The organism is Streptomyces sp. NPDC051173 (assembly GCF_040689515.1).
In the GTDB taxonomy this organism is placed as follows: Bacteria; Actinomycetota; Actinomycetes; order Streptomycetales; family Streptomycetaceae; genus Streptomyces.
Window position 1 is genome coordinate 55,316 of the sequence record NZ_JBFBBD010000016.1, and the last position, 21,544, is coordinate 76,859.

Sequence of the window (21,544 nt, forward strand, 5' to 3'; positions counted from 1 at the left end):
GCGCAATGGGCCTAGAATGGAAAATTCCACGATGTCTTCGCACACCTTTCAAGGCGAGCGGGCCGAAAAGCTTTGCTCTCGAAGCCATGAACGGGCAGGAAAGAACCGGCGGGCTCCGCAGGACTGTAAGCCAGTTACCACGACATTTCAATGATCTCCGGCGCTCCGGCCAACCGGTGAACGCCGTTCCGGGTAAGGGCCGTACGGATTTCGGACCCGGTCACGGCATCGAGGAGTAGTGCCACGGGGCTGTGCGCTCGTACCGTGGCCGCCAGGTGAAATGGTAGGCGAATCGCTGGGGCGGCGACAGCAATCGCAGCATATGCCGTCGGGTGGGCTCGGGCGCGCCGTCCAGCAGCCACGGATAGAACGACGCCAGTCCCTCGCGGCCCACTCGGCGGCGGCGTTCCCGGTCATAGGCCAGCCAATCGCGCCGATCGAGCAGGGCCAGGGCGGGAGGGAATAATTCCGCTTCCTCGTGGCCGAGATGGGCCAGCAGCGAGATGCAGAAGTCCTCCATGTGCGGACGCACGGGCGATCGGCGCGAACCGGAGAGCGTGCGCTCGATCTCCTCGGCCAGGTCGCCCAGCCGGGCGCGCTCGCCCCTGAGTGCGGCCAGGGGGGCGGGTGGCCGACCGGCGGCCGCCAGTCCGGTGCGTACGGCGGGCCACAGCGCGAGCTCCTCGGCGCCGTGCTGGATCGACAGATAACCCTTCAGCACCTCCCATCCGGCCCTGACCGCGGGGTTCCGCGAGGCGTGTTCGTCGCTCGCCGCCGTCATCAGCCGTGCCGCGTCGCGCCGGAAGGCGTCGTGGATCGCGTACAGGGTCGCCACAGCTCGACCGCGCCGGGCCGGACTGACAGTCATGGGTCAACTCCTCACGGTCGAACACCCAAGTGGCATGGCCGACGCGCTCGGACAGGGCACGCGGCGGGCGCTGTGCGGCCTTGGTCCGAAGTATCCGCCGAGCCAGGCTCTGGGGCAAGTTGTTCCATAGATAATGTTACCGTCGGCCCGGATGTACGGCGGTCACCCGTCCATACCCTCGGGCGCCTGCGGGAACCGGAAGCGGAGTGCGGCAGGCCATTTCCCGGTCCGGCCTCGTTCCGGGCGGGGGCGCGACGCCCCTCAGCACGGCAGGTGGAGTCCGGCCCGACGCCCCGCACGCCGGGCGGGGACCGGCCGGACCGTCAGCCCTTCCGGCCCGGTACCCGGCCGGCCGCGGACAGCCGGGACATCACCGTGCCTCCGGGCCGTCGGCGGGCGCCGCGGTGAGCGCGCGGAAGACCAGCGAGTGCGCGACGCCGGTGTAGGCGGTGGGATCGAGCAGCTCGTCCAGTGCCTCCTTGGTGAAGTGCGCGGCCACCTCCGGCAGGTCGAGCAGCACCTGCCCCAGCGGGAGGCCGCCCCGCTCGGCGGTGAGCGACGCCCAGGTCACCAGCTCCTTGGCGCGGACCTTGCCGAGGCTCGGGGCGAGGACGGCGGCCAGCCGCTCGGACACCAGCTGGCTGCCGGTGAGGTCGAGGTTCTCCGTCATCCGCCCGGGCCGGGGTGTCAGTCCTCCGGCGAGTTCGGCGGCTGTCCACGCGGCACCCCCGGCGAGGCGCAGACATTCGCGCAGCAGCAGCCACTCGGCGTGCCAGGCGCCCGCCGGCCGTTCGTCCTCGGCGATCAGACATTGCGTCAAGCCGGTGGCCAGTGGCGGGACCTGGATGGCCGCGCTGCGGATCAGCGTGGAGAGCACCGGGTTGCGCTTGTGGGGCATCGCGGACGATCCGCCGCGGCCCGCCACGTAGGGCTCGGCGACCTCACCGATCTCCGTCCGGGCCAGCACCTGGACATCGGCCGCGAACTTGCCGAGCGCACCCGAGGTGAAGGCGAGCGCCGCCGCGGCATCCGCGATCGGCGTGCGCAGCGCGTGCCACGGCAGGACCGGGCGGGCGAGCCCGGTCTCGGCCACGAACGCCTCGACGAGCCGGTCCTGGTAGTCGCCGGGATCCGTGACACCGGCCTCGAGTCGCGCGTACTCGAGATAGCCGGCGAGGGTACCGGCGGCCCCGCCGAGCGAGACCGGCAGCGATCGTCGCACGGCGGCGATCCGCGCCTCGGCGTCCAGCACCAGCTGCCGCCAGCCCGCGGCCTTCAGGCCGAACGTGGTGGGGACCGCGTGGAGGGCGAGCGTACGGCCCGCCATGACCGTCGTCCGGTGCCGCTCGGCGAGCACGGCCAGCGCTTCGGCGGTCCGTACGAGATCGGCGCCGATCAAGCCCATCGCCTCGCGGCACACCAGCATCATGCCCGTGTCCAGTATGTCCTGGCTCGTCGAGCCGCGGTGCACATACTCGGCGGCCTCCGGCGCCTCGGCCGCCACCACCTCCGTCAGCGCACGCACGAGACCCACGACCGGGTTCGCCGTCTCCCGCGCGGCCAGGGCCAGGGACCGCAGATCGAGCCGCTCGGCCCGAGCGGCACGCGTGATGGCCTCGGCGGCCGCCACCGGCACCGTGCCCAGCGTCGCCTGCGCCCGGGCGAGCGCCGCCTCCGCGTCGAGCATGGCCTGCAACCACGCCGTCTCGGCGACGGCTTCCTCGACGGGGGCACCCACCCGCACCGGCGACAGCAGCCCCGCGTCGAGCCCTCCGTCGAACCCTCTTGCCATGCGCGTCATGTACTCATCTCCAGTAGATCGGTGTGCAGGACAAGTAAAGCCTGGCGGACCGCGCGTGCCGTGATGAGCGTCGCCTGCGCCCGTGTGATGCCGCCGCTGACCGCCGAGGGCCACCGAGGTCGTTGTCGTAGCCGGTGAGCATCGTCAGCTCGGCCGGCGCCTCGTCGTCGCGGTCCGCCGCGCGCAGGGTGTGCCGCATGGACCCGGCGGTCCCGGCGATCACGAACGCGTCGCGGGCATCGGTCCTGACCCCGCCCGAGTGCAGGTCGGGATGCACTCCGATGCTGTGGACGTGACTCCACCCACGCCCAAAGTCGCGGGCTTCCTGTGTCGGTGGCCAAGCCTCCGCGCGGAGGACCGGCCCGGCCCTGATGCGCACATCGAGCGCGCCGACGTGGTCGGCGTTCGCGACCAATCCGCACGCGGTGCACTCGGACTGCGCTTGGGTAACGCGGTTCTCCTTGGCGACGTGCCCGCAGTCGGGGCATGTGCGGGAGGTGTCGCGGGCGTCCACCGGGATCACGCGGCGAGCGGCACTCTCAGCCTTCCGCGCCAGGATTCCCAGGAACAGTCCCCAACCCGCTTCGGGGATGCCGCGGTTGAGCCCGGCCTTCGCGGCGGCACCGTTCGGGAGGAACACGCCGGGCTGCCCGGGATCGGGCCTGGATGCCGGGGCCTTGGTCATCCCGGCGGCGCTCGGAAAGCCCCCCACCCCGCCAAAACGGGGCGCCCCCTGGCCAGGCCTTGACGGAACCCTAGGAAGTCCCATCACCCCAGCTCAGAGGGCATCCGTGTCTTCATGTCCGATCCCTGGACCGGCAATTGTCCGGTGGATCGAGGCTTGGCCTCAGCCGCCGAGTGCCCCCTGCACCGCCGTCGCCATCGCCGACTCACCCTTCGCGTTCGGGTGGAAAGGAGCCGCCGGACTCTCCGGCTTCACGCCCTCGATCCACCGATCCGCCGCGGCGGCGCACGTGTCGTGGCCCACCGTCGGCCCGTACGTGTCGGCGTAGCGGACGTGCGCCTTGGCCGCTTCCTTCTTCAGCATCGCGTTGAGGCCCTTCTCCGTGTCGCGGAGGTAAGGGACGTCGCCTGCCGCGATCGGCACCGCCGGGAAGCAGCCGATGCCGCTGTCCGGCATGATCGAGGGGTAGCCGACGAGCGCGACGCGGGCGTGCGGCGCGCGCTGGTGGACGGCCTTGAGGACGGCGGCTATCTTCCGCGAGGCGCCGGCGATCCGCGCGGTGAGCTGGTCGCTGCCGTCGGCGTTGGTGAACTGCTTCTTGCAGGGCGCGCCGGTGGGGTCGGTCTGGGACAGCTTGGCGCAGGTGCCGATGATGTCGCTGAAGCCGATGTCGTTGCCGCCGATACCGACGGTGACGAGCGTGGTGCGCTTGTCCAGGGCGTTGAGCTGTGCGGGGTTGGCACCCTGCGCGCGCCACATGTCGTCGGTCTTCGCGCCGCTGCAGCTGACGTCCTTGAAGGTCGCGACGCGCAGCTTCGCGGCGGTGAGCGCCGGGTAGTTGACGCTGGAGCGGAGGCAGTCGCCGCCGGTCTGCTCGGGGATGCCGGGGCCGGAGGTGTAGGAGTCACCGAGGGCGACGTAGCGCTCGCCGCCGCGGTCCGGCGTGGCCTGGGCCGCCGTCGCGGGGGTGGCGGCCGTGGCCGCCAGGGCCGCGGCCGCGCCGAACGCCGCCATGGCCTTCCCGTACTGCCCACCGCGTCTGTGTACCTGTGCCACCCGTGCCTCCGATGTCGTTCCACGGTCCGTTCGACCGTCAGTGCGTCGCAAGACTCGCTTCGTGGTGACCGTCTGTCAATGTGGCTCGATGACGCCGTCGTGACGCGGGAGCCGTAACGGGGCGGGCGAATCAGGCGATGACGGGCCATGTGATGACTCGCATAGCAGCATCCTGTGTGGCGGCCGCGCTCGCCACGATCGCTCTGGTCACGGCGCCCTCCGCGGCGGCCGGCGAACCCGTCCAGGGGCCCGACGTGTCCGTGGGACAGGCGGGCAACTACCCGACGAGACCCGGCGACCACGGCAATTTCTCGGTGTCCTGGAAGTCCGAAGGGTCCCAGGACGTCACGGGGGTGACCCACCTCACCGTGGACCTTCCGCCCGGTGTGACGACGAGCGGCGCGCTGATGTATTCGACGCCCTACGACTACACCTTCACCGAGACGGTCTCGCCGGACGGCCGCCATCTGGACGCCACCTACGTGGGCACGATGGTGCCCGGCCGGAGCCACTTCATGAAGGTGCAGGTCACCGCGGGGGCCGGCATCCCGTCCGGGGTGATCAGGGCGACCGTCGCCAACGCCGAGGACGTGAACCCGCAGAACAACGTCTCCACGTACACCCTCGACGGCCCCTCCGAGCCCCCGGCGGCCGCGCCGGAGCCGGTGGTGACCGGGGTCGACACGGTCACCGGCCCGGGGGCGGGCGGGACCGCCGTCACGGTCACGGGCTTCGGCCTGGACTCCGGGCTGGTGCTGTTCGGGGACGACGCGGCGCGGACGTCGTGCACGAGCACCGCGTGCACGGCGGTCGCCCCGGGCGGCACCGGTGCCGTTCCCGTCGACGTCCTCACGCCGGGAGGGGCCGCGGAGGCCGGGCAGTTCACGTACACGGGCGCGGGCCCGGCGGATCCGCCCGCGCCCGTCGTCCGGCAGCTGTCCGCGCGGAGCGGACCGGCGGCCGGTGGCACGGCCGTGGCCGTCTTCGGTACGGGCCTGGCCCACGGCACCGTGCGCTTCGGGGGACGGCCCGCCGAACACGCCTCCTGCGGGCCGGACTATTGCAGCGCGGTCTCCCCGGGCGGCACAGGGACGGTCGACGTGACCGTGGAGACGGCGGGCGGCACGAGCGCGGTGGGCGCGGCGGCGCGTTTCACGTACGCGGCGAACTGATCGGGTAATTCGCACCGGGGTCAAGCACCGGGCGGGCTCGATTTCGCGGGCGCGGGATGCGAATTCGAGCCCGTTCACCCGGAATCTTCGGTGAATTGGCGATGTTGCCGCTGACATCGGTCCCACCGTTTCACCGAGGAGCCACTGTGCGACTGCATGTCATCCTTCCCGACGAATCAGCCGCGATGCCCGCGTCCCGGCTCGTGGAACTCGCCCAGGAAGCGGAAACCCTGGGATTCGCCGGGGTGTGGCTTCCCGACCATGTGCTGCCGCCCGCGGAGTACGGCCCCGTCTACGGTGGTGTGTACGAGCCGTTGACCATGCTCGCGCACCTGGCCGCCGTCACCACCCGTGTCACTCTGGGCACTTCGGTGCTCGTGCTGCCGCTGCGGGAGCCTCTCGTGCTGGCGAAGCAGGCGGCCACGCTGGCCCATCTGAGCGGCGGGCGGTTCGTGCTGGGTGTCGGGACGGGCTGGGAGGCGTACGAGTTCGAGGCGGCCGGGGCGGAGTTCGCCGCGCGCGGCGCCCGTACCACCGAGGCCCTGCGGATCGTCCGCCACCTGCATACGCGGGGCGGCGGGCCGTATGCGGACGACGTCCGCTCCTTCGACGAACGCGCCGTCTTCCAGCCGGTTCCCGCCGTGCCCGTGCCGTTCCTGATCGGCGGGAACTCGGACGCGGCGCTGCGCCGGGCCGCGCGCGTCGGGGAGATGTGGCAGGGCGTCGGCCTGACACCCGAGGAGTTCACCGCGCGCCGGGCGAGGCTGCGGGAACTGGGCGGGGAGCACGTCTCGGCGGGGGCCCGGGACGCCTGGAACGACGACGCGCGCCCGGTCGGGGACGTGGCGGAGCGCGTACGGGACTGGGACCGGGCCGGCGCCGAGGACCTGGGGCTGCACTTCGGCCCCGTCGAGGGCTTCGGGCCGCGCATGCGGACGCTGGCGGCCCGGGTGCCCGAACTGCTCTCCGGCAGCTGACCGGCAGCGCCGCGGGCCGCGGCGCCGGAGCCCGCGGCCCCTGGCCGGATCCCCGGGAAACGGCCGGATCCATTTCCCGGGCATTACCGTCCTGTGAGCAAGGCCATAGCCGTGGCTCCGGGCCCTTTTGATAGGTTTTCGAATACCGCTGCATTGCAGCCGAGTTCGAACCGGGGGGACGAACTGATGCCTTCTCAGCACGCCGCCGTCCCGGCGGCCGGAGCCGCGCACCGCTCCTGCTCCGCTCTGCTCTAGCCGCGTGGCCGGCATCGCCGTCGGCACGCCGCGGACACGAGCCGCGAAACGCGCGACCCCGCCCTCTCCGCGCCGCATTCCCCGGAAAAATCCGATCCCACGCCATAAGCGTCCCACGGGCACGTGAAACGACCGGCGCCGCACATCGCCGGTCCGGCGCGCTCCGCTCCATCCCGCCCCCACGGAAGGAATTACGCACATCATGCTTGACTCCACGGCAGCAGACGCCCGGTCCAAGTCCGAACTCCCCATCGACGGGCATACTCTGACGGTCAGTGATGTGGTCGCCGCCGCACGGGGGAAGGACGACGCGCCCCGCGTGACCCTCGCCGAGGACACGGTGCGCCGCATGCTCAAGTCGATCGAGCTGAAGGGGCAGGTCATCGAGGCCGGCATCCCGGTCTACGGGGTGACCTCGGGCTTCGGTGACAGCAACACCCGGCAGATATCCGGGAAGAAGGCGGAGGACCTCCAGAAGAACCTCATCCGCTTCCTGTCCTGCGGCATCGGCCCGGTCGCCGCCGAGGACGTCATCCGCGCCACGATGGTGATCCGCGCCAACTGCCTGGCCCGCGGCTACTCCGCGGTCCGCCCCGAGGTCGTCGAGCTGCTCCTCGAATGCCTCAACCACGACATCCTCGCGCCCATCCCCGAGCGGGGCTCGGTCGGCGCGAGCGGTGACCTCGTCCCGCTCAGCTACATCGCGGCGCTCGTCACCGGCCAGGGCCGGGCCCTGCACGAGGGCGAGGAGAAGAGCTCGGCGGACGCCCTGGCCGCGGCCGGTCTCACCCCGGCGGTGCTGGAGGCCAAGGAGGGGCTGGCGCTCGTCAACGGCACGTCCTTCATGTCCGGGTTCGCGGCGCTCGCCCTCCACGACGCCGCGGAGCTGGCCTTCGCGGCGGACCTGTCCACGGCGCTGGCCTCGCAGGTGCTCCAGGGCAACCCCGGCCATTTCGCGCCGTTCATCTTCGACCAGAAGCCGCACACGGGCACTCGCCGCAGCGCGCTCACCATCCGCGATCTGCTCGGCAACCCCGAGGACCGCGACCCGGGCGTCGCGCAGCGCGACGCGTCGCTGTCGGAGGCCGGCTTCCGCGAGCTGGAGGAGCCGATCCAGGACCGGTACTCCATCCGCTGCGCCCCGCATGTGACCGGCGTGCTCCGCGACACCCTGGACTGGGCCACGAACTGGGTGGACATCGAGATCAACTCCACCAACGACAACCCGCTGTTCGACATCGACGCCGGTGTCGTCCGCAACGGCGGCAACTTCTACGGCGGCCACGTCGGCCAGGCCATGGACTCCCTGAAGACCGCGGTCGCCAGCGTCGCCGACCTGCTCGACCGCCAGCTGGAGCTGGTCGTGGACGAGAAGTTCAACAACGGCCTGACGCCCAACCTGATCCCCGACTTCGAGGCGGACAGCTGGGACGCGGGGATGCACCACGGCTTCAAGGGCATGCAGATCGCCGCCTCCGGCCTCACCGCCGAGGCGCTGAAGAACACCATGCCCGCGACCTCCTTCTCCCGCTCGACCGAGGCGCACAACCAGGACAAGGTCAGCATGGCGACCATCGCCGCGCGGGACGCCCGTACGGTCGTGGAGCTGGTCCGCCAGGTCGCCGCGATCCACCTGCTCGCCCTGGCCCAGGCCGCCGACCTGCGCGGCACCGAGGTGCTCAGCGGCCCGACCAGGGCCGCGTACGACCTGATCCGCTCGGTCTCCCCCGCGCTGGAGGGCGACCGTCCGCTGGCGGCCGACATCCAGCGGGTCACCGCGCTCATCGCCTCCGGCGAACTGCGCGCCGCCGCCGAGGCGGCCGTGACCGGCTGAGACGCCCGCCCTTAATTGGTTTCTCAGATTCCAATTAGTTAGAGTCGCACCGTGCGACTCACCAAGGGCACCGACATCGCGCTGCGCATCGCCATGCGCCTCGCGGTGGCGGGCGACGAGGAGGCGCCGACCACCCGCGAGGTGGCCGGCGCGGTCGGCGTGCCGTACACGCACGCGGCCAAGGTCGTCAGCAGGCTCCAGCACCTGGGGGTCGTCGAGGCCCGCCGGGGCCGGGGCGGCGGGCTCGCGCTCACCGCCGCCGGCCGCACGGCCTCGATCGGCCGCCTGGTGCGCGAGCTGGAGGGCGCGGGCGACGTCGTCGGCTGCGAGGACGACCCACCGTGCCCGCTGCGTGCCGCGTGCAGACTGCGCGGCGCGCTGCGGCAGGCCCAGGAGGCGTTCTTCGCCGCCCTGGACCCGATCACCGTCGAGGAGCTGACCGCTCCCCCGACCGGCCCCCTCCTGCTGAGCCTGGGCACCGGCCCCGGCGAGTGACCCCCACCGCCTCCCCCGAGGCCGCACCGCACCGTTAAATACGACTCTTGAATACCAGTTTCAGTCGAGCGTCAGGAGCCCCGATGCTGTCCCCCAGGTCGACCGAGATCGTCCGCGCCACCCTCCCCGCCGTCGGCGGCGCCATCGGCGAGATCACCCCGCTCTTCTACGACAAGCTCTTCGCCGATCGCCCGGAGCTGCTGCGCGATCTGTTCAACCGGGGCAACCAGGCCAACGGCGCCCAGCGCCAGGCACTCGCGGGCGCCATCGCCGCCTTCGCCACCGCGCTGGTCGAGCACCCGGAGACGCGCCCCGACGCGATGCTCTCGCGCATAGCCCACAAGCACGCCTCGCTCGGCATCACGCGGGAGCAGTACCCGCTGGTGCAGAAGCACCTCTTCGCCGCGATCGTCGAGGTGCTGGGCGACGCGATCACCCCCGCGGTCGCCGGCGCCTGGGACGAGGTCTACTGGCTGATGGCCAACGCGCTGATCACCATCGAGGCCCGGCTCCACGCCGAGGCCGGCGCGCGGGACGGCGACACCCGCGTCCCCTACGGCATCGTCGGCCGGATCCAGGAGACCGCCGAGGTCACCACCTTCCTCGTCCGGCCGCTCGACGGGCGGCCGCTGCCCGCCTCCCGCCCGGGGCAGTACGTCTCCGTCCAGGTCGAACTCCCCGACGGCGCCCGGCAGATCCGCCAGTACAGCCTCTCCGGCCACCCCGACGACGCGCTCCAGTTCTCCGTCAAGCGGGTGACCGGGGACCCGGACGGCGAGGTCTCGCACCACCTCCACGAGCGGCTCGGCGTGGGTGACACGCTGCTGGTCAGCGCGCCGTTCGGGGATGTCGTCCTGGAGGAGGGCGACGCGCCCGTGCTGCTCGCGTCCGCGGGCATCGGCTGCACCCCGATGATCGGGATGCTCTCCCACCTGGCGACCACCGGCGCCACCCGCCGGGTGATCGCCGTCCACGCCGACCGCAGCGAGTCCACGCACGCCTTCCGTGCCGACCTCCTCCAGCTGACGGCCAAGCTCCCGGACGCGGTCGCGCACGTCTGGTACGAGGAGCCGGAGGCCGAGCGGCCCGCCGACCGCACGGGCCGCGCCGACCTCTCGCTCATCGACATCCCGGCGGGCACCACGGCCTACCTCTGCGGACCGCTGCCCTTCCTGCGCGCGGCCCGGACCCAGCTCCTGGCGGCGGGCGTGGCGGCGGCCGACATCCACTACGAGGTCTTCGGCCCGGACCTGTGGCTGGGCGAGGGCGCCTGACGGACCGTCGGCGGAGCGCGGTCGGCGGCACCTCGGGGCGGATCGTTACCCACGCGTAACTCGCGCGACCATTACCCTCGGTAAGTGATCGAGGTTACCGTCGGGTCACTTCGCTTCGGAGTGCCGCACCCCCCGCACCGCAAGCGCGGCACCGACCTCAGGAGTGTGACCGTGCGACACCCTCACAAGGCCCTGCGCGCCACGGCCGTCGGCGCCGCCTCCGCCGCCCTGCTGGCCGGCACCGCCCTCGGATCCGCCCCCGCGGCCTGGGCCGCCCCGGACCGCCCGGCCGCGGTGGCCCACGCCGCCGCGTCCGTACGGTTCACCGACATCCCCGGCTCCGGCGGCATCACCCTGAAGGGCAACGTCTTCACCCCCGGGGACACCGGCGGCGGCCGCCGCCACCCCCTGATCGTGCTCCCCACGAGCTGGGCCATGCCCCAGCTCGAATACCTCGCCCAGGCCAAGCAGCTCGCCGAGTCCGGCTATGTCGTGGTCAGTTACACCGCCCGCGGCTTCTGGCTCTCCGGCGGGAAGATCGAGACGGCCGGCCCGCAGGACATCGCCGACGCCTCCTCGGTGATCGACTGGGCCCTCGCCCACGCGCCCGCCGACCCCGCGAAGGTCGGCATGGGCGGGGTCTCCTACGGGGCGGGCATCAGCCTGATGACCGCGGCCTTCGACAAGCGCGTCAAGGCGGTCACCGCGCTGAGCGGCTGGGCCGACCTCATCGAATCGATCTACGGCGAGCACACCCAGCACAAGCAGGCCGCCGAGCTCCTCGGGGGCCTGGGCGGCCTCACCGGCAGACCGGGCGACGAACTCCAGCGCATCCTCAAGGAGTTCCTCGGCAACGACCTCTCCAAGGAGAAGGACATGCTGGCCTGGGGCGCACAGCGCTCCCCCGCCACCTATGTCGACCGCCTCAACGCCCAGGGCACCGCCGTGATGCTGGGCAACGCCTGGGGCGACTCGCTCTTCACCCCCGACCAGTACGCCAAGTTCTACGAGCGGCTGACCGGGCCCAAACGCCTGGAGTTCCGCCCCGGCGACCACGCCACCGCCGAGGCCACGGGGCTGCTCGGGCTGCCCAACGACACCTGGACCCACGCCCACCGCTGGTTCGACCACTACCTCAAGGGCGAGGCCAACGGCATCGACCGCGAGGCGCCCGTCCAGATCTCCTCCCGCACCGGCGGCGGCTACGAGTCGTACGCGAACTGGCCGGACGTCGAGCGGAACCGGCACACGGTGACGATGGACGGCGCGCAGAGCATCCGCACCGGCGTCGACTCGGGCGCGGACGGCGGCACCGTCATCCTCTCCAACGCGCTCGACCAGTTCCTGAAGATCCCGCCGATGGTGTCCGTCCCGCTGCTGCCCCGGACGTACGCCGCTGTGTGGCAGACCGGTCCGTACGGCTCCGGGCAGCGCATCCGGGGCAGTGTGCGGGTGAACACGACGATGACGAGCGACAAGGAGACGGGGACGGCGATCGCCTATCTCTACGACGTGGGGCCGCTGGGCGTGGGCAAGTTGATCAGCCACGCGCCGTACACGTTCCGGGACCAGGTGCCGGGGCGGGGCTTCGGGGTCGACCTGCCGCTCTACGCCACGGCCTACGACGTGCCGGCCGGGCACCGGCTCGCGCTGGTCGTGGACTCGGTGGACCCGCTCTACATCTCGCACAACCCGGCGGGGGCGCGGCTGTCCTTCGGCGCACCGACGCTGTCCGTCCCGGTGCGCGACTGAGCGCTCCGCCGGAAGTCCGGTGTGTCATCTGCGGGTGCGTCGTGGCTTGTCGCGCGGTTCCCCGCGCCCCTTCGGGCGCCGCCGAACCGCAGGACTTCGCCGAACCCGCTCAGGCGGCGGGCGCTTCCCCGGAACCGGGGCCGGATGTGCCAGGGGTGATCGTCGGCCCACGGCACATCCGGACCCCGGGCGGAGCCCTACGCCTCGCGATAGACCCCCGGCGCCAGATAGACCGAGAACCTCGGCGTCTCACCGCCCCGGTACGAGATGAAGTTCTGCGTGCGGGAGTGCTCCAGCGGGCCCTCCGCCAGCGCGCCCAGCACGGACTCGTACCCCGACGCGTCCACGCCCTCGGACCGCAGGAACGCCGCCACCCTCTCCCGGGCCGCCGCGTCGTTGTCGTGGACGGGGATCATCGGGATGTACAGCGTGGCCACCGGCGTCGCCCGGCCGGGCTGGAGCGTGAAGGTCGTGACGGGTGGCTTCCGCTTCCATTCCGGGGCGTCGTCCGGGCCGTTGACCGCCCGGAGCGCGCGGGCGAAGGAGCCGGGCGTGTGGCCGGGGTCGGCGGCGGCCTTCGCGTCGATGCCGTCGGCGGAGACGCCGGAGTGCGCGATGTAGACCTGGGTGCGCAGTTCCTCGCCGGGCACGAGGTCCATGGCCAGGGCGACGGGTTCGTGCTCCGGGCCGTAGGAGCCGCCGAGGTGCTCGGTGAGGGCGCGCCAGGGGCGTTCGAGGCCGAGGCGGATCAGGGCCTCTTCCGTGCGGGCGGCGGACTCCTCCCGGCCGTTGACCGCCGGGTTGAGGAAGATCTTGTAGGCGGGAGGGCCGCCGGGGACCCAGGCCACCGCGTGGGCGATGGTGAAGAAGCCCTGCGGATCGTCGGCGGTGAAGAGGTCCTCGACCCGGAGGTAGGGGTCGACGGAGACGCCGAGGCGGCCGGCGAGGCGGCGGGTGAGCTCCATGCCGTCCTCCATCCGGCGCTTCGCCGGGCCCCTGGGGGACTCCAGGGAGAGCCGGACGCCGGCCTTGCGCCCGGCCCAGGCGATCGAGGTCTCGATGGGCATGCCGTCGACGGAGACCCAGCAGGCGTCCTTTGGCGGTGTGCCGACGGGGAGTTCGCCCCAGGGGTCGGTCAGCTCCCGCAGGAACGCGAGGAGCGACTCCCGGCTCCCCGCGTCGACGCCGAGGCTCTCGCGGGCGCGCCACACCTTGTCGCAGGCGACCTCGGCGTAGCGGGTGGCGGGTGGGTAGCGGTCGGAGTCGAAGCGCAGCGGGCGGCCGACCATCTCGGCTACGACTCCCGTGTCCGGGGTGAAATCACCTGACCGGAGGGGTGGTTGGGGACCGGGGCCTGCGGACTCCATCGTGTCTCCCTGTGCGTCGTGACGGCAAAAACGAGCGCGATCTTCCCACCGTGGGGCGGGGCCTGTCAGAGCTTTGCCCGACAATTGCCCGGGAGCCCGTTATCGGGTCTATGTTCCGGCCAATCTGTCGCTCTTCGCGCGTACGGGCGATCCGCTCCAGCTCGCACCGGTCCCCGGCCGGTGGTCCGCCCGGACCACGACGGCGGAACGCCCCGTTCGCCCACCCACACCTGCGCCTTACCGACGGTTACGATCAGCCTTGGGCAAGGATTCATAAGAACGGCCGGATCATGCACGGCGCTGGTCCGTAACACGACGTTTCTGCGACATGATCGCTACACATCGTTCGCTGGTGCATGCCGCCCGCGAAGGGATGTGCCCTGTCCACATGCGGCCAACCGGAGACTGTCGGCGCCGTCGTGCTCCGGGAAGCCTGTGCAGAGGAGTTGTTGACGCGTGTCCGCACAGCACCACTCCGCCCGACCCCGGCCCACTGCCGGTGCTCCGCGCTCCTTGTCCCCCACCGACACCGCCGCACCGTCCGACGAGGCGCCACCCGCGACGCTCCCGGAGGCGTTCGCCCGGCAGGTGGCCCTCACCCCCGACGCGACCGCCCTGGTGAGCGGTGCGGACACCTCCTTGACCTACCGTCAGCTCGACGCCCTCGCGGACCGGCTGGCGCGGCGGCTGACGGCGGAGGGCATGGCACCGGGCGGCACCGTTGCGGTGCTGATGGACCGCTCGGCCGAGCTCGTGATCTCCCTGCTCGCGGTCGTCAAGTCCGGCGGCTGCTACGTCCCGTTGGACCCGCGGCAGCCGGTCTCCCGATTACGGTGGATCCTGGACCAGACGGGCGCCGGTCTCGTACTGACGTCGGGCCAGGCACCGGACGCCCGGCTCACGGCGGGGCGCAGGGTGCTGCCCGTGGCGGTGGACGCGCGGGACGCCGACCGGCCGGCGGGCGGCGAGGCGCCTCGCGCGCTCCCGCACCAGCTGGCGTACGTGATGTTCACCTCCGGGTCCACGGGCACGCCCAAGGGCGTCGCCGTGACCCATGAGAACGTGGTGGGCCTCGCCCGGGACCAGGCGTGGCGCGGCGGTGCGCACGGCCGGGTCCTGCTGCACTCGCCGCACGCGTTCGACGCCTCCACCTACGAGCTGTGGGTGCCGCTGCTGTGCGGTGGCGCGGTGGTCGTCGCGCCGCCCGGCGACCTGGACGCGCGGAGCATCGCCGCCGCGGTCACGGACTCCGGGATCACCGGGCTGTGGGTGACGGCGGGCCTGTTCTCGGTGCTGGCCGAGGAGGCCCCCCGGTGCTTCCTGGGGGTGCGGGAGGTGTGGACCGGCGGGGACGCGGTCTCCCCCGCGGCCGTCCGGCGGGTGCTGCTGGCGTGCCCGGAGACGGCGGTCGTCAACGGCTACGGCCCGACGGAGACGACCACCTTCGCCACCTGCCACCGGGTGGCCGACCCCGGCGGCCTGGGCACGGTCGTGCCCATCGGCGCGCCGATGGCCGGGATGCGCGCGGAGGTACTCGACCGCGAGCTGGCGCCGGTGCCGCCCGGCGAGGTCGGCGAGCTCTACGTCGGCGGCTCGGGGCTGGCCCGCGGCTACTGGAACCGCCCGGGGCTCACCGCCGAGCGGTTCGTGGCCGACCCGCTGGGCGAGCCCGGTGCCCGGCTGTTCCGCACCGGTGACCTGGTGCGGCGCGGCCCGGAGGGACTCCTGGAGTTCGTCGGCCGCAGCGACGACCAGGTGAAGATACGCGGCTTCCGGGTCGAGCCGGGCGAGGTCGAGGCCGTACTCGCCGGGCACCCCGGGGTCGCCCAGGCCGCCGTCGTCGTCCGGGAGGACAGGCCCGGACAGAAGCGGCTCGTCGGCTATGTCGTCCCCGCGGAGGAGAGCGCCGCCGAGGATCCCGCGGACGGCACGGACCGGGTCGGCGAGTGGCAGGAGATCTACGACTCGCTGTACAGCGACGTCGCGCGGGCGCGCTTCGGCGAGGACTTCTCCGGCTGGAACAGCAGCTACGACGGCGAGCCGATCCCCCCGGCGCAGATGCGCGAGTGGCGTGACGCCACCGTGGCCCGGATCCGTGAGCTCCGGCCGCGCCGGGTGCTGGAGATCGGCGTCGGCACCGGACTGCTGATGTCCCGGCTGGCCCCGCACTGCGACGCCTACTGGGGCACGGACCTCTCCGGCCAGGTCATCGAGGCGCTGCGGCAGTTGGTGCGGCAGGACGCCGAGCTGGCGGACCGGGTCGAGCTGCGGGCCGGCGCCGCCGACGACACGGCGGACCTGCCGGCCGGCTTCTTCGACACCGTGGTCGTCAACTCCGTGACGCAGTATTTCCCCGACGCCCACTACCTCGCGGACGTGCTGGCCAAGGCCGTGGAGCTGCTGGTGCCCGGCGGGGCGGTGTTCGTCGGCGACGTCCGCAACCTGCGGCTGCTGCGCTGCTTCCACACCGATGTCCGGCTGCGCCAGGCCGAGTTGCCGGCCGACCCCGCCGCCGTCCACGCGGCCGTCGAGCACGGCATGGTGCGGGAGAAGGAACTGCTGGTCGACCCGGCGTTCTTCGCCGAGCTGGCGGCCGGCCTGCCGGACGGGGTCGGCAGCGAGGTGCGCGTGAAGCGCGGCCGCGCGGTCAACGAGCTGACGCGCTACCGCTACGACGCCGTTCTGCGCAAGCTGTCCCCCGAGGAGCAGGAGCCCCTGTCCGTACGGGAGTTGCCGTGGGGGCAGGACGCCTGCACGCTCGACGACCTCGCGGCACTCCTGCGCGCGGAGCCGCCGGCCGGCGACGTCCTGCTGACGGGCGTGTCGGACAGCCGGCTCGCGCCGGTGGCCGACGCGCTGCGGGCCCTGGAGGGCGGTACGGGCCGGGTCCGCGCCCTGAGCGCGCGTGACGACACCGACACCGACACCCTGGAGCGCCTCCACGAGCTGGCGGACGGGCTGGGCCTGCGGGCCTCGGCCACCTGGTCCGCCGACGTCGAGGGCACCCTGGACGTGCTCCTGACGCCGCGTCGGCCGGGCTCGGCGGGCGGACGGCCCAGGACGGCGGACACGCCGCTGTCCTCGCTGGTCAACGCCCCCGCGTCCGCGCGGGACACCGGCGCGCTGGTCTCCTCGGTCCGGGCCTATCTGCGCGAGCGGCTGCCCGACTACCTCGTCCCCGCCGCGACGGTGGTGCTGGAGACCCTGCCGCTGACCCCGAACGGCAAGGTCGACCGGCGCCGCCTGCCGGAGCCCGGCACCGGGTCCGCCGAGGGCGGCCGGGCGCCCCGCAATCCGCTCGAAGAGCTGCTGTGCGGGCTGTTCGCCGACATCCTGGGGGTCTCCGGGGTCACCGTCGACGACAGTTTCTTCACCCTGGGCGGGCACTCGCTGTCCGCGACCCGGCTGAGCACCCGGCTGCGGTCCGTCCTCGGCCTGGAACTGCCGGTGCGCGCCGTCTTCGAGACGCCGACGGTCGCCGGGCTGGCCGAGGCCGTACGCCAGGCGTCGGCCGGGGACCGCCCGCCGCTGGAGCCCGCGGCGCGCCCGGAGGAGGTGCCGCTGTCGTTCGCCCAGCGCAGGCTGTGGTTCCTCGACCACCTCCAGGGGCCGGGCTCCGCCTACAACGTCCCCCTCGTGCTCGATCTCGACGGCGAGCTCGACCGCGCGGCGCTCGAAGCGGCGCTGGGCGATGTCCTGGCCCGGCACGAGAGCCTGCGGACGGTCTTCCCGGAGACCGCCGGGGTGCCCCGGCAGCTGGTCCTGGACACGGCCGCCGTGCGCCCCCGGCTCGACGTGAGCGCGGTGGCGCCGGAGGAGCTGGACGCGGCGGTGGCCGCCGCGGTCCGGCACCCCTTCGACCTGGCGGCCGAGATCCCGGTCCGGGCACGGCTGTTCACCACGGGCCCCGCCCGGCACGTCCTTGCGCTGGTCGTCCACCACATCGCGTGCGACGGCTGGTCGCTGGCGCCGCTGTGGCGCGACCTCGCCACCGCCTACGCCGCCCGCCGCGCCGGTGCCGCGCCCGACACCGAGCCGCTGCCGGTGCAGTACGCCGACTACACCCTGTGGCAGCGCCGGCTGCTGGGCGAGGAGGACGACGCCAAGAGTCTGGCGTCCCGTCAGATCGCCTACTGGACCGAGGCGTTGACGGGCCTGTCCGAGTGCGCCGAGCTGCCCGTGGACCGGCCCCGCCCGCAGGTGGCCTCGCACCGCGGCGACACCCTGCACTTCACGGTCGACGCCGGGCTGCACCGGCGGATCACGGAACTGGCCGCGGGCTGCGGGGCGAGCCCCTTCATGGTCGTGCACGCCGCGCTGGTGACGCTGCTGACGAAGCTGGGCGCCGGCCCGGACATCGCCGTCGGCACCCCGGTCGCGGGCCGCACCGACCACGCGCTCGACGGCCTCGTCGGCTTCTTCGTCAACACCCTGGTGCTGCGCACGGACACCGCCGGGAACCCCGCGTTCCGCGACCTGCTGGCCCGGGTCCGGGAGACGGACCTCGCCGCGTACGCCCATCAGGACGTGCCCTTCGAGCGGCTCGTCGACGCCCTCGCCCCGGCGCGCGGCCTCGCCCACCACCCGCTGTTCCAGGTGCTGCTGGCGATGCAGAACGCCCCGGGGGGCGCGGCGGAGCTGCCGGGCCTGAGCGTGGCGGAGCGGGCGGTCGGCACCGGGGCCTGCCGGTTCGACCTGTCGCTGAGCCTGCGGGAGCGGCACGGCGCCGACCAGCGGCCGCTGGGGATCGACGGGGTCGCGGAGTACAGCACCGACCTGTTCGACCGGTCCACCGTCGAGCGCCTCGTCCACCGCTTCCTGCGGCTCCTCGACGCGGTCACCGCCGACCCCGGCCGCCGGCTCGGCTCGCTCGACGTGCTGCTGCCCGACGAGCGGGAGCGGCTGCTGGCGCAGAGCGGGGACGACGTCCCCACGTCGCCGCTCGGCCACCTGCCGGAGCTGTTCGAGGCGCAGGTGCGGCGGACGCCGGACGCGACCGCGCTGATCCACGACGACGGCACCGGCGTCGTCAGGACGCTGACGTTCCGTGAGGTGAACGCGCGGGCGAACCAGCTCGCCCGGTATCTGATCGGGTGCGGCGCCGGGCCGGAGCGGTTCGTGGCGATCGCCCTGCCGCGTACGGCGGACTCCGTCGTCGCGACGCTCGCGGTGCTCAAGGCGGGGGCCGCCTATCTGCCGCTGGACGCGGGCTATCCGGCGGCCCGTCTCGCCTATATGACCGAGGACGCCAGGCCCGCGATCCTGCTGACCGACTCCGGCACGTCCCTGCCACTGCCGGACGATGCGGGGCTGCGGACCGTCGTGCTGGACCGGGACGAGACCCGGCGGGCCGTCGGCCTGTGCTGGGAGGCCGATGTCGCCGACGGCGAGCGGCTCGGGTCGCTGACCTGCGCGTCCCCCGCCTATGTCATCTACACCTCCGGTTCGACCGGCCGCCCCAAGGGCGTCGTGGTCACCCACGCGGGAGTCACCGGCGTGGTCGAGGCGCAGGTGCGGCGGTTCGGGGTGACGGCGGCGAGCCGGATCCTGCAGTTCGCCTCGCACAGTTTCGACGGCGCGGTGTGGGAGCTGTGCGGCGGGCTGCTGACCGGCGCCACCCTGGTGATGGCCCCCGCGGAGCTCACCGCGCCCGGCCCTGAACTGGCCGCGCTGGTCGGGCGGCACCGGGTCACGCACGCCACGCTGCCCCCGGCCGCGCTGTCGGTGATGGAACCGGACGATCTGCCGTCGCTGCGCTGGCTGATCACCTCGGGCGAGGCGCCGTCCGCGGAGACGGTGCGGCGCTGGTCGCGGGGGCGGAGGTTCCTCAACGGCTACGGCCCGACCGAGACCACGGTGTGCGCGACGCTCAGCGCACCGCTGTCCGGCGGCGGGACGCCCCCGATCGGGCGGCCCACCGTGGGCGCCCGCGCCTACGTCCTGGACCGTGACCTGTGCCTGGTGCCGCCGGGGGTGCCCGGGGAGCTCCACGTGTCGGGCGCCGGGCTGGCCCGCGGCTATCTGCACCGCTCGGCGCTGACGGCGGAGCGGTTCGTGGCCGACCCGTTCGGGGCGCCGGGCGAGCGGATGTACCGGACCGGGGACACGGTGCGCTGGAACGCCGACGGCGAGCTGGAGTTCATCGGCCGCACCGACGGGCAGATCAAGATCCGCGGCTTCCGGATCGAGCCCGGCGAGGTCGAGGCCGTGCTGGGCGGCCACCCGGGCGTGGCCCAGGCGGTCGTCGTCCCGCGCAAGGACGCCCGCGGCGGTACGTACCTGGCGGCGTACGCGGTGCCCTCCGGTGACGCGGCGGGCCGCCTGGACGGGGCCGGGCTGCGCGACCGTCTGGCCGGTCTGCTGCCCGGCTATATGGTGCCGTCCGCGGTCGTGGTCCTGGACTCCCTGCCGGTGACGGCCACCGGCAAGGTGGACCGCTCCGCGCTGCCCGAGCCCGACTTCGGGGCGCTGTCCACCGGCCGGGAGCCCCGCAACCCCCGCGAGCAGATCCTGTGCGAGCTGTTCGCCGAGGTGCTGGGGGTACCCCGGGTGACCGTCGACGACAGCTTCTTCGACCTGGGCGGGCACTCGCTGCTGGTGACCCGGGTGATCAGCGGGGTGCGCCGCCGCCTCGGCGTGGAACTGCCCGTCCGCACCCTCTTCGAGCGGCAGACCGTGGCCACGCTGCTGGAGGCCGCCGACGCCCCCGGCACGGCCGGCGGGGCGCCCGCGCGGACCCGGGTGGACCTCGCCGCGGAGGCCGTGCTGGACCCGGCGATCACCGTGGGCCGGGCGGCGCGGAGCGGGCGGGCGGACGGACGGGAGACGATCCTGCTGACCGGCGCCACCGGCTTCCTCGGGGCGTTCCTGCTGCGCGAGCTCCTGGACCGGACGAGCGCGGACATCCACTGCCTGGTGCGCGCGGACGACGCCGCGCAGGCGGACCGCCGGATCCGGCGGAACATGGCGGAGTACGGACTGTGGAACGAGTTCTCCCGCAGCCGGATCGTCGCAGTCCCCGGCGACCTGGAGAAGCCGCTGCTCGGCCTCACCCCCGAGCGCTTCGAGGCCCTGGCGGGCCTGGTCGACGCGGTCTACCACAACGGCGCGCGCGTCAGCGCGGTCGACCCGTACGAACGGCTGCGCGCGGCGAACGTCGCGGGCACCCAGGAAGTGCTGCGGCTGGCGGCCCGGTGCGCCACGCCCGTGCACCACGTCTCCACGGCCGCCGTGTCGGTGGGCACCGCCGAACTCCCCGGCCCGGTACCGGAGTCGCACCGGGTGCGGCCGGAGGACGTCCTGCCCGGCGGCTACACCGAGAGCAAGTGGGTGGCCGAGCAGCTCGTCCGGCAGGCGGCCGGGCGCGGGCTGCCGGTGACCGTCCACCGGTGCGGGCGCATCAGCGGACACACTGTCAGCGGCGCCGGTTCGAGCCGGGACGTGTTCTGGCAGCTCGTCCGCGCCATGCTCGTCCTCGGCGCCGTGCCCCGCCCGGCGGCCGACGGCACGGAGCCGGTGGTCGACCTGATCCCCGCCGACTGGACCGCGGCCGCCGTCGTCCACCTCTCCCGCACCCCGGGCGCCGAGGGTCTCGCGCACCACCTCACCTGCCCGGCGCCCGTCCCCTTCGAGACCGTGCTCGGCCATCTGCGGGAGTACGGCTACCGCCTGGACAGCCTGGACCTCGACGACTGGACCCGCCTCCTGCGGGAGCGGGCCGACGCGGCGGCGGACGGCGGGCCGGCCGCGGGCGAGGGGCTGCTGGACGCCGCGGTGCTGCTCACCGACACCCTCCCCGCGCTCGCCCGCGTGGGACGGATCGACCTGGACCGCACCAACACCCTCGCGGGGCTGGCCGGTTCGGGCCCGGAGTTCCCGCCGCTCGACGGCGAACTGATCCGGCGCTACGCCGACTTCTTCGTCTCGTCGGGCTTCTTCCCACCGCCCGCCGCGCGCTGAGCGGCGCCGTCACCGTGCCGGGGCCCGGCCCCGGCACGCCCTCCACGGA

At 73.3% G+C, this 21,544-nt stretch carries 11 protein-coding genes and 2 pseudogenes; 7 read left to right on the forward strand and 6 right to left on the reverse strand.

The features are described 5' to 3' along the window. Positions 1-220: 220 nt before the first annotated feature. From AB0435_RS12245 to AB0435_RS12265, 5 genes and pseudogenes are all read right to left on the reverse strand, one after another. Positions 221-868, reverse strand: coding sequence for a hemerythrin domain-containing protein (locus AB0435_RS12245; RefSeq protein WP_366003620.1), 648 nt, complete (start codon positions 866-868; stop codon positions 221-223). Between the two features lie 370 nt (positions 869-1,238). Continuing rightward, entirely contained in the window at positions 1,239-2,660 is a 1,422-nt protein-coding gene (gene pcaB / locus AB0435_RS12250) for a 3-carboxy-cis,cis-muconate cycloisomerase (RefSeq protein WP_366003643.1), read from the reverse strand. A 124-nt stretch (positions 2,661-2,784) separates the two neighbouring features. Further along, positions 2,785-2,937, reverse strand: a pseudogene (locus AB0435_RS12255) (transposase); the annotation flags it as partial. A 72-nt stretch (positions 2,938-3,009) separates the two neighbouring features. Beyond that, positions 3,010-3,366, reverse strand: a pseudogene (locus AB0435_RS12260) (zinc ribbon domain-containing protein); the annotation flags it as partial. A 150-nt stretch (positions 3,367-3,516) separates the two neighbouring features. Beyond that, entirely contained in the window at positions 3,517-4,410 is an 894-nt protein-coding gene (locus AB0435_RS12265) for an SGNH/GDSL hydrolase family protein (protein ID WP_366426827.1), read from the reverse strand. Between the two features lie 152 nt (positions 4,411-4,562). On the opposite strand from AB0435_RS12265, the gene AB0435_RS12270 reads away from it, so the two are divergent. The 6 genes from AB0435_RS12270 to AB0435_RS12295 all read left to right on the forward strand — a co-directional run bounded on the left by AB0435_RS12270 (position 4,563) and on the right by AB0435_RS12295 (position 12,169). Continuing rightward, positions 4,563-5,582: an IPT/TIG domain-containing protein gene (locus AB0435_RS12270; RefSeq protein WP_366426828.1), complete on the forward strand. Its 1,020-nt coding sequence runs from the start codon at positions 4,563-4,565 to the stop codon at positions 5,580-5,582. A gap of 146 nt (positions 5,583-5,728) precedes the next feature. Further along, positions 5,729-6,559, forward strand: a complete 831-nt coding sequence (locus AB0435_RS12275; protein WP_366003623.1) for a TIGR03619 family F420-dependent LLM class oxidoreductase — start codon at positions 5,729-5,731, stop codon at positions 6,557-6,559. A 457-nt stretch (positions 6,560-7,016) separates the two neighbouring features. After that, positions 7,017-8,648: an aromatic amino acid ammonia-lyase gene (locus AB0435_RS12280; protein ID WP_366003624.1), complete on the forward strand. Its 1,632-nt coding sequence runs from the start codon at positions 7,017-7,019 to the stop codon at positions 8,646-8,648. A gap of 51 nt (positions 8,649-8,699) precedes the next feature. Continuing rightward, positions 8,700-9,143 (forward strand): Rrf2 family transcriptional regulator, encoded by a 444-nt coding sequence (locus tag AB0435_RS12285; RefSeq protein ID WP_366003626.1) that lies wholly within the window; start codon positions 8,700-8,702, stop codon positions 9,141-9,143. An 83-nt stretch (positions 9,144-9,226) separates the two neighbouring features. Further along, positions 9,227-10,417, forward strand: coding sequence for a globin domain-containing protein (locus tag AB0435_RS12290; protein ID WP_366003627.1), 1,191 nt, complete (start codon positions 9,227-9,229; stop codon positions 10,415-10,417). Positions 10,418-10,588: 171 nt separating this feature from the next. Next, the gene (locus tag AB0435_RS12295; protein ID WP_366426829.1) at positions 10,589-12,169 is read left to right on the forward strand and encodes a CocE/NonD family hydrolase; all 1,581 of its coding nucleotides are present in this window, start codon (positions 10,589-10,591) and stop codon (positions 12,167-12,169) included. A 197-nt stretch (positions 12,170-12,366) separates the two neighbouring features. Here AB0435_RS12295 and AB0435_RS12300 read toward each other — a convergent pair whose 3' ends face one another. Then, positions 12,367-13,458: a tryptophan dimethylallyltransferase family protein gene (locus tag AB0435_RS12300; protein ID WP_366426830.1), complete on the reverse strand. Its 1,092-nt coding sequence runs from the start codon at positions 13,456-13,458 to the stop codon at positions 12,367-12,369. A 534-nt stretch (positions 13,459-13,992) separates the two neighbouring features. On the opposite strand from AB0435_RS12300, the gene AB0435_RS12305 reads away from it, so the two are divergent. Further along, positions 13,993-21,495, forward strand: a complete 7,503-nt coding sequence (locus AB0435_RS12305; RefSeq protein WP_366426831.1) for an amino acid adenylation domain-containing protein — start codon at positions 13,993-13,995, stop codon at positions 21,493-21,495. Positions 21,496-21,544 lie beyond the last annotated feature (49 nt).

Coding starts and splice junctions, on each gene's coding strand:
- AB0435_RS12270 (WP_366426828.1), top strand. CDS start 4,563: ATGACTCGCATAGCAGCATCCTGTGTGGCGGCCGCGCTCGCCACGATC.
- pcaB (WP_366003643.1), bottom strand. CDS start 2,660: ATGGCAAGAGGGTTCGACGGAGGGCTCGACGCGGGGCTGCTGTCGCCG.
- AB0435_RS12290 (WP_366003627.1), top strand. CDS start 9,227: ATGCTGTCCCCCAGGTCGACCGAGATCGTCCGCGCCACCCTCCCCGCC.
- AB0435_RS12300 (WP_366426830.1), bottom strand. CDS start 13,458: ATGGTCGGCCGCCCGCTGCGCTTCGACTCCGACCGCTACCCACCCGCC.
- AB0435_RS12245 (WP_366003620.1), bottom strand. CDS start 868: ATGACTGTCAGTCCGGCCCGGCGCGGTCGAGCTGTGGCGACCCTGTAC.
- AB0435_RS12280 (WP_366003624.1), top strand. CDS start 7,017: ATGCTTGACTCCACGGCAGCAGACGCCCGGTCCAAGTCCGAACTCCCC.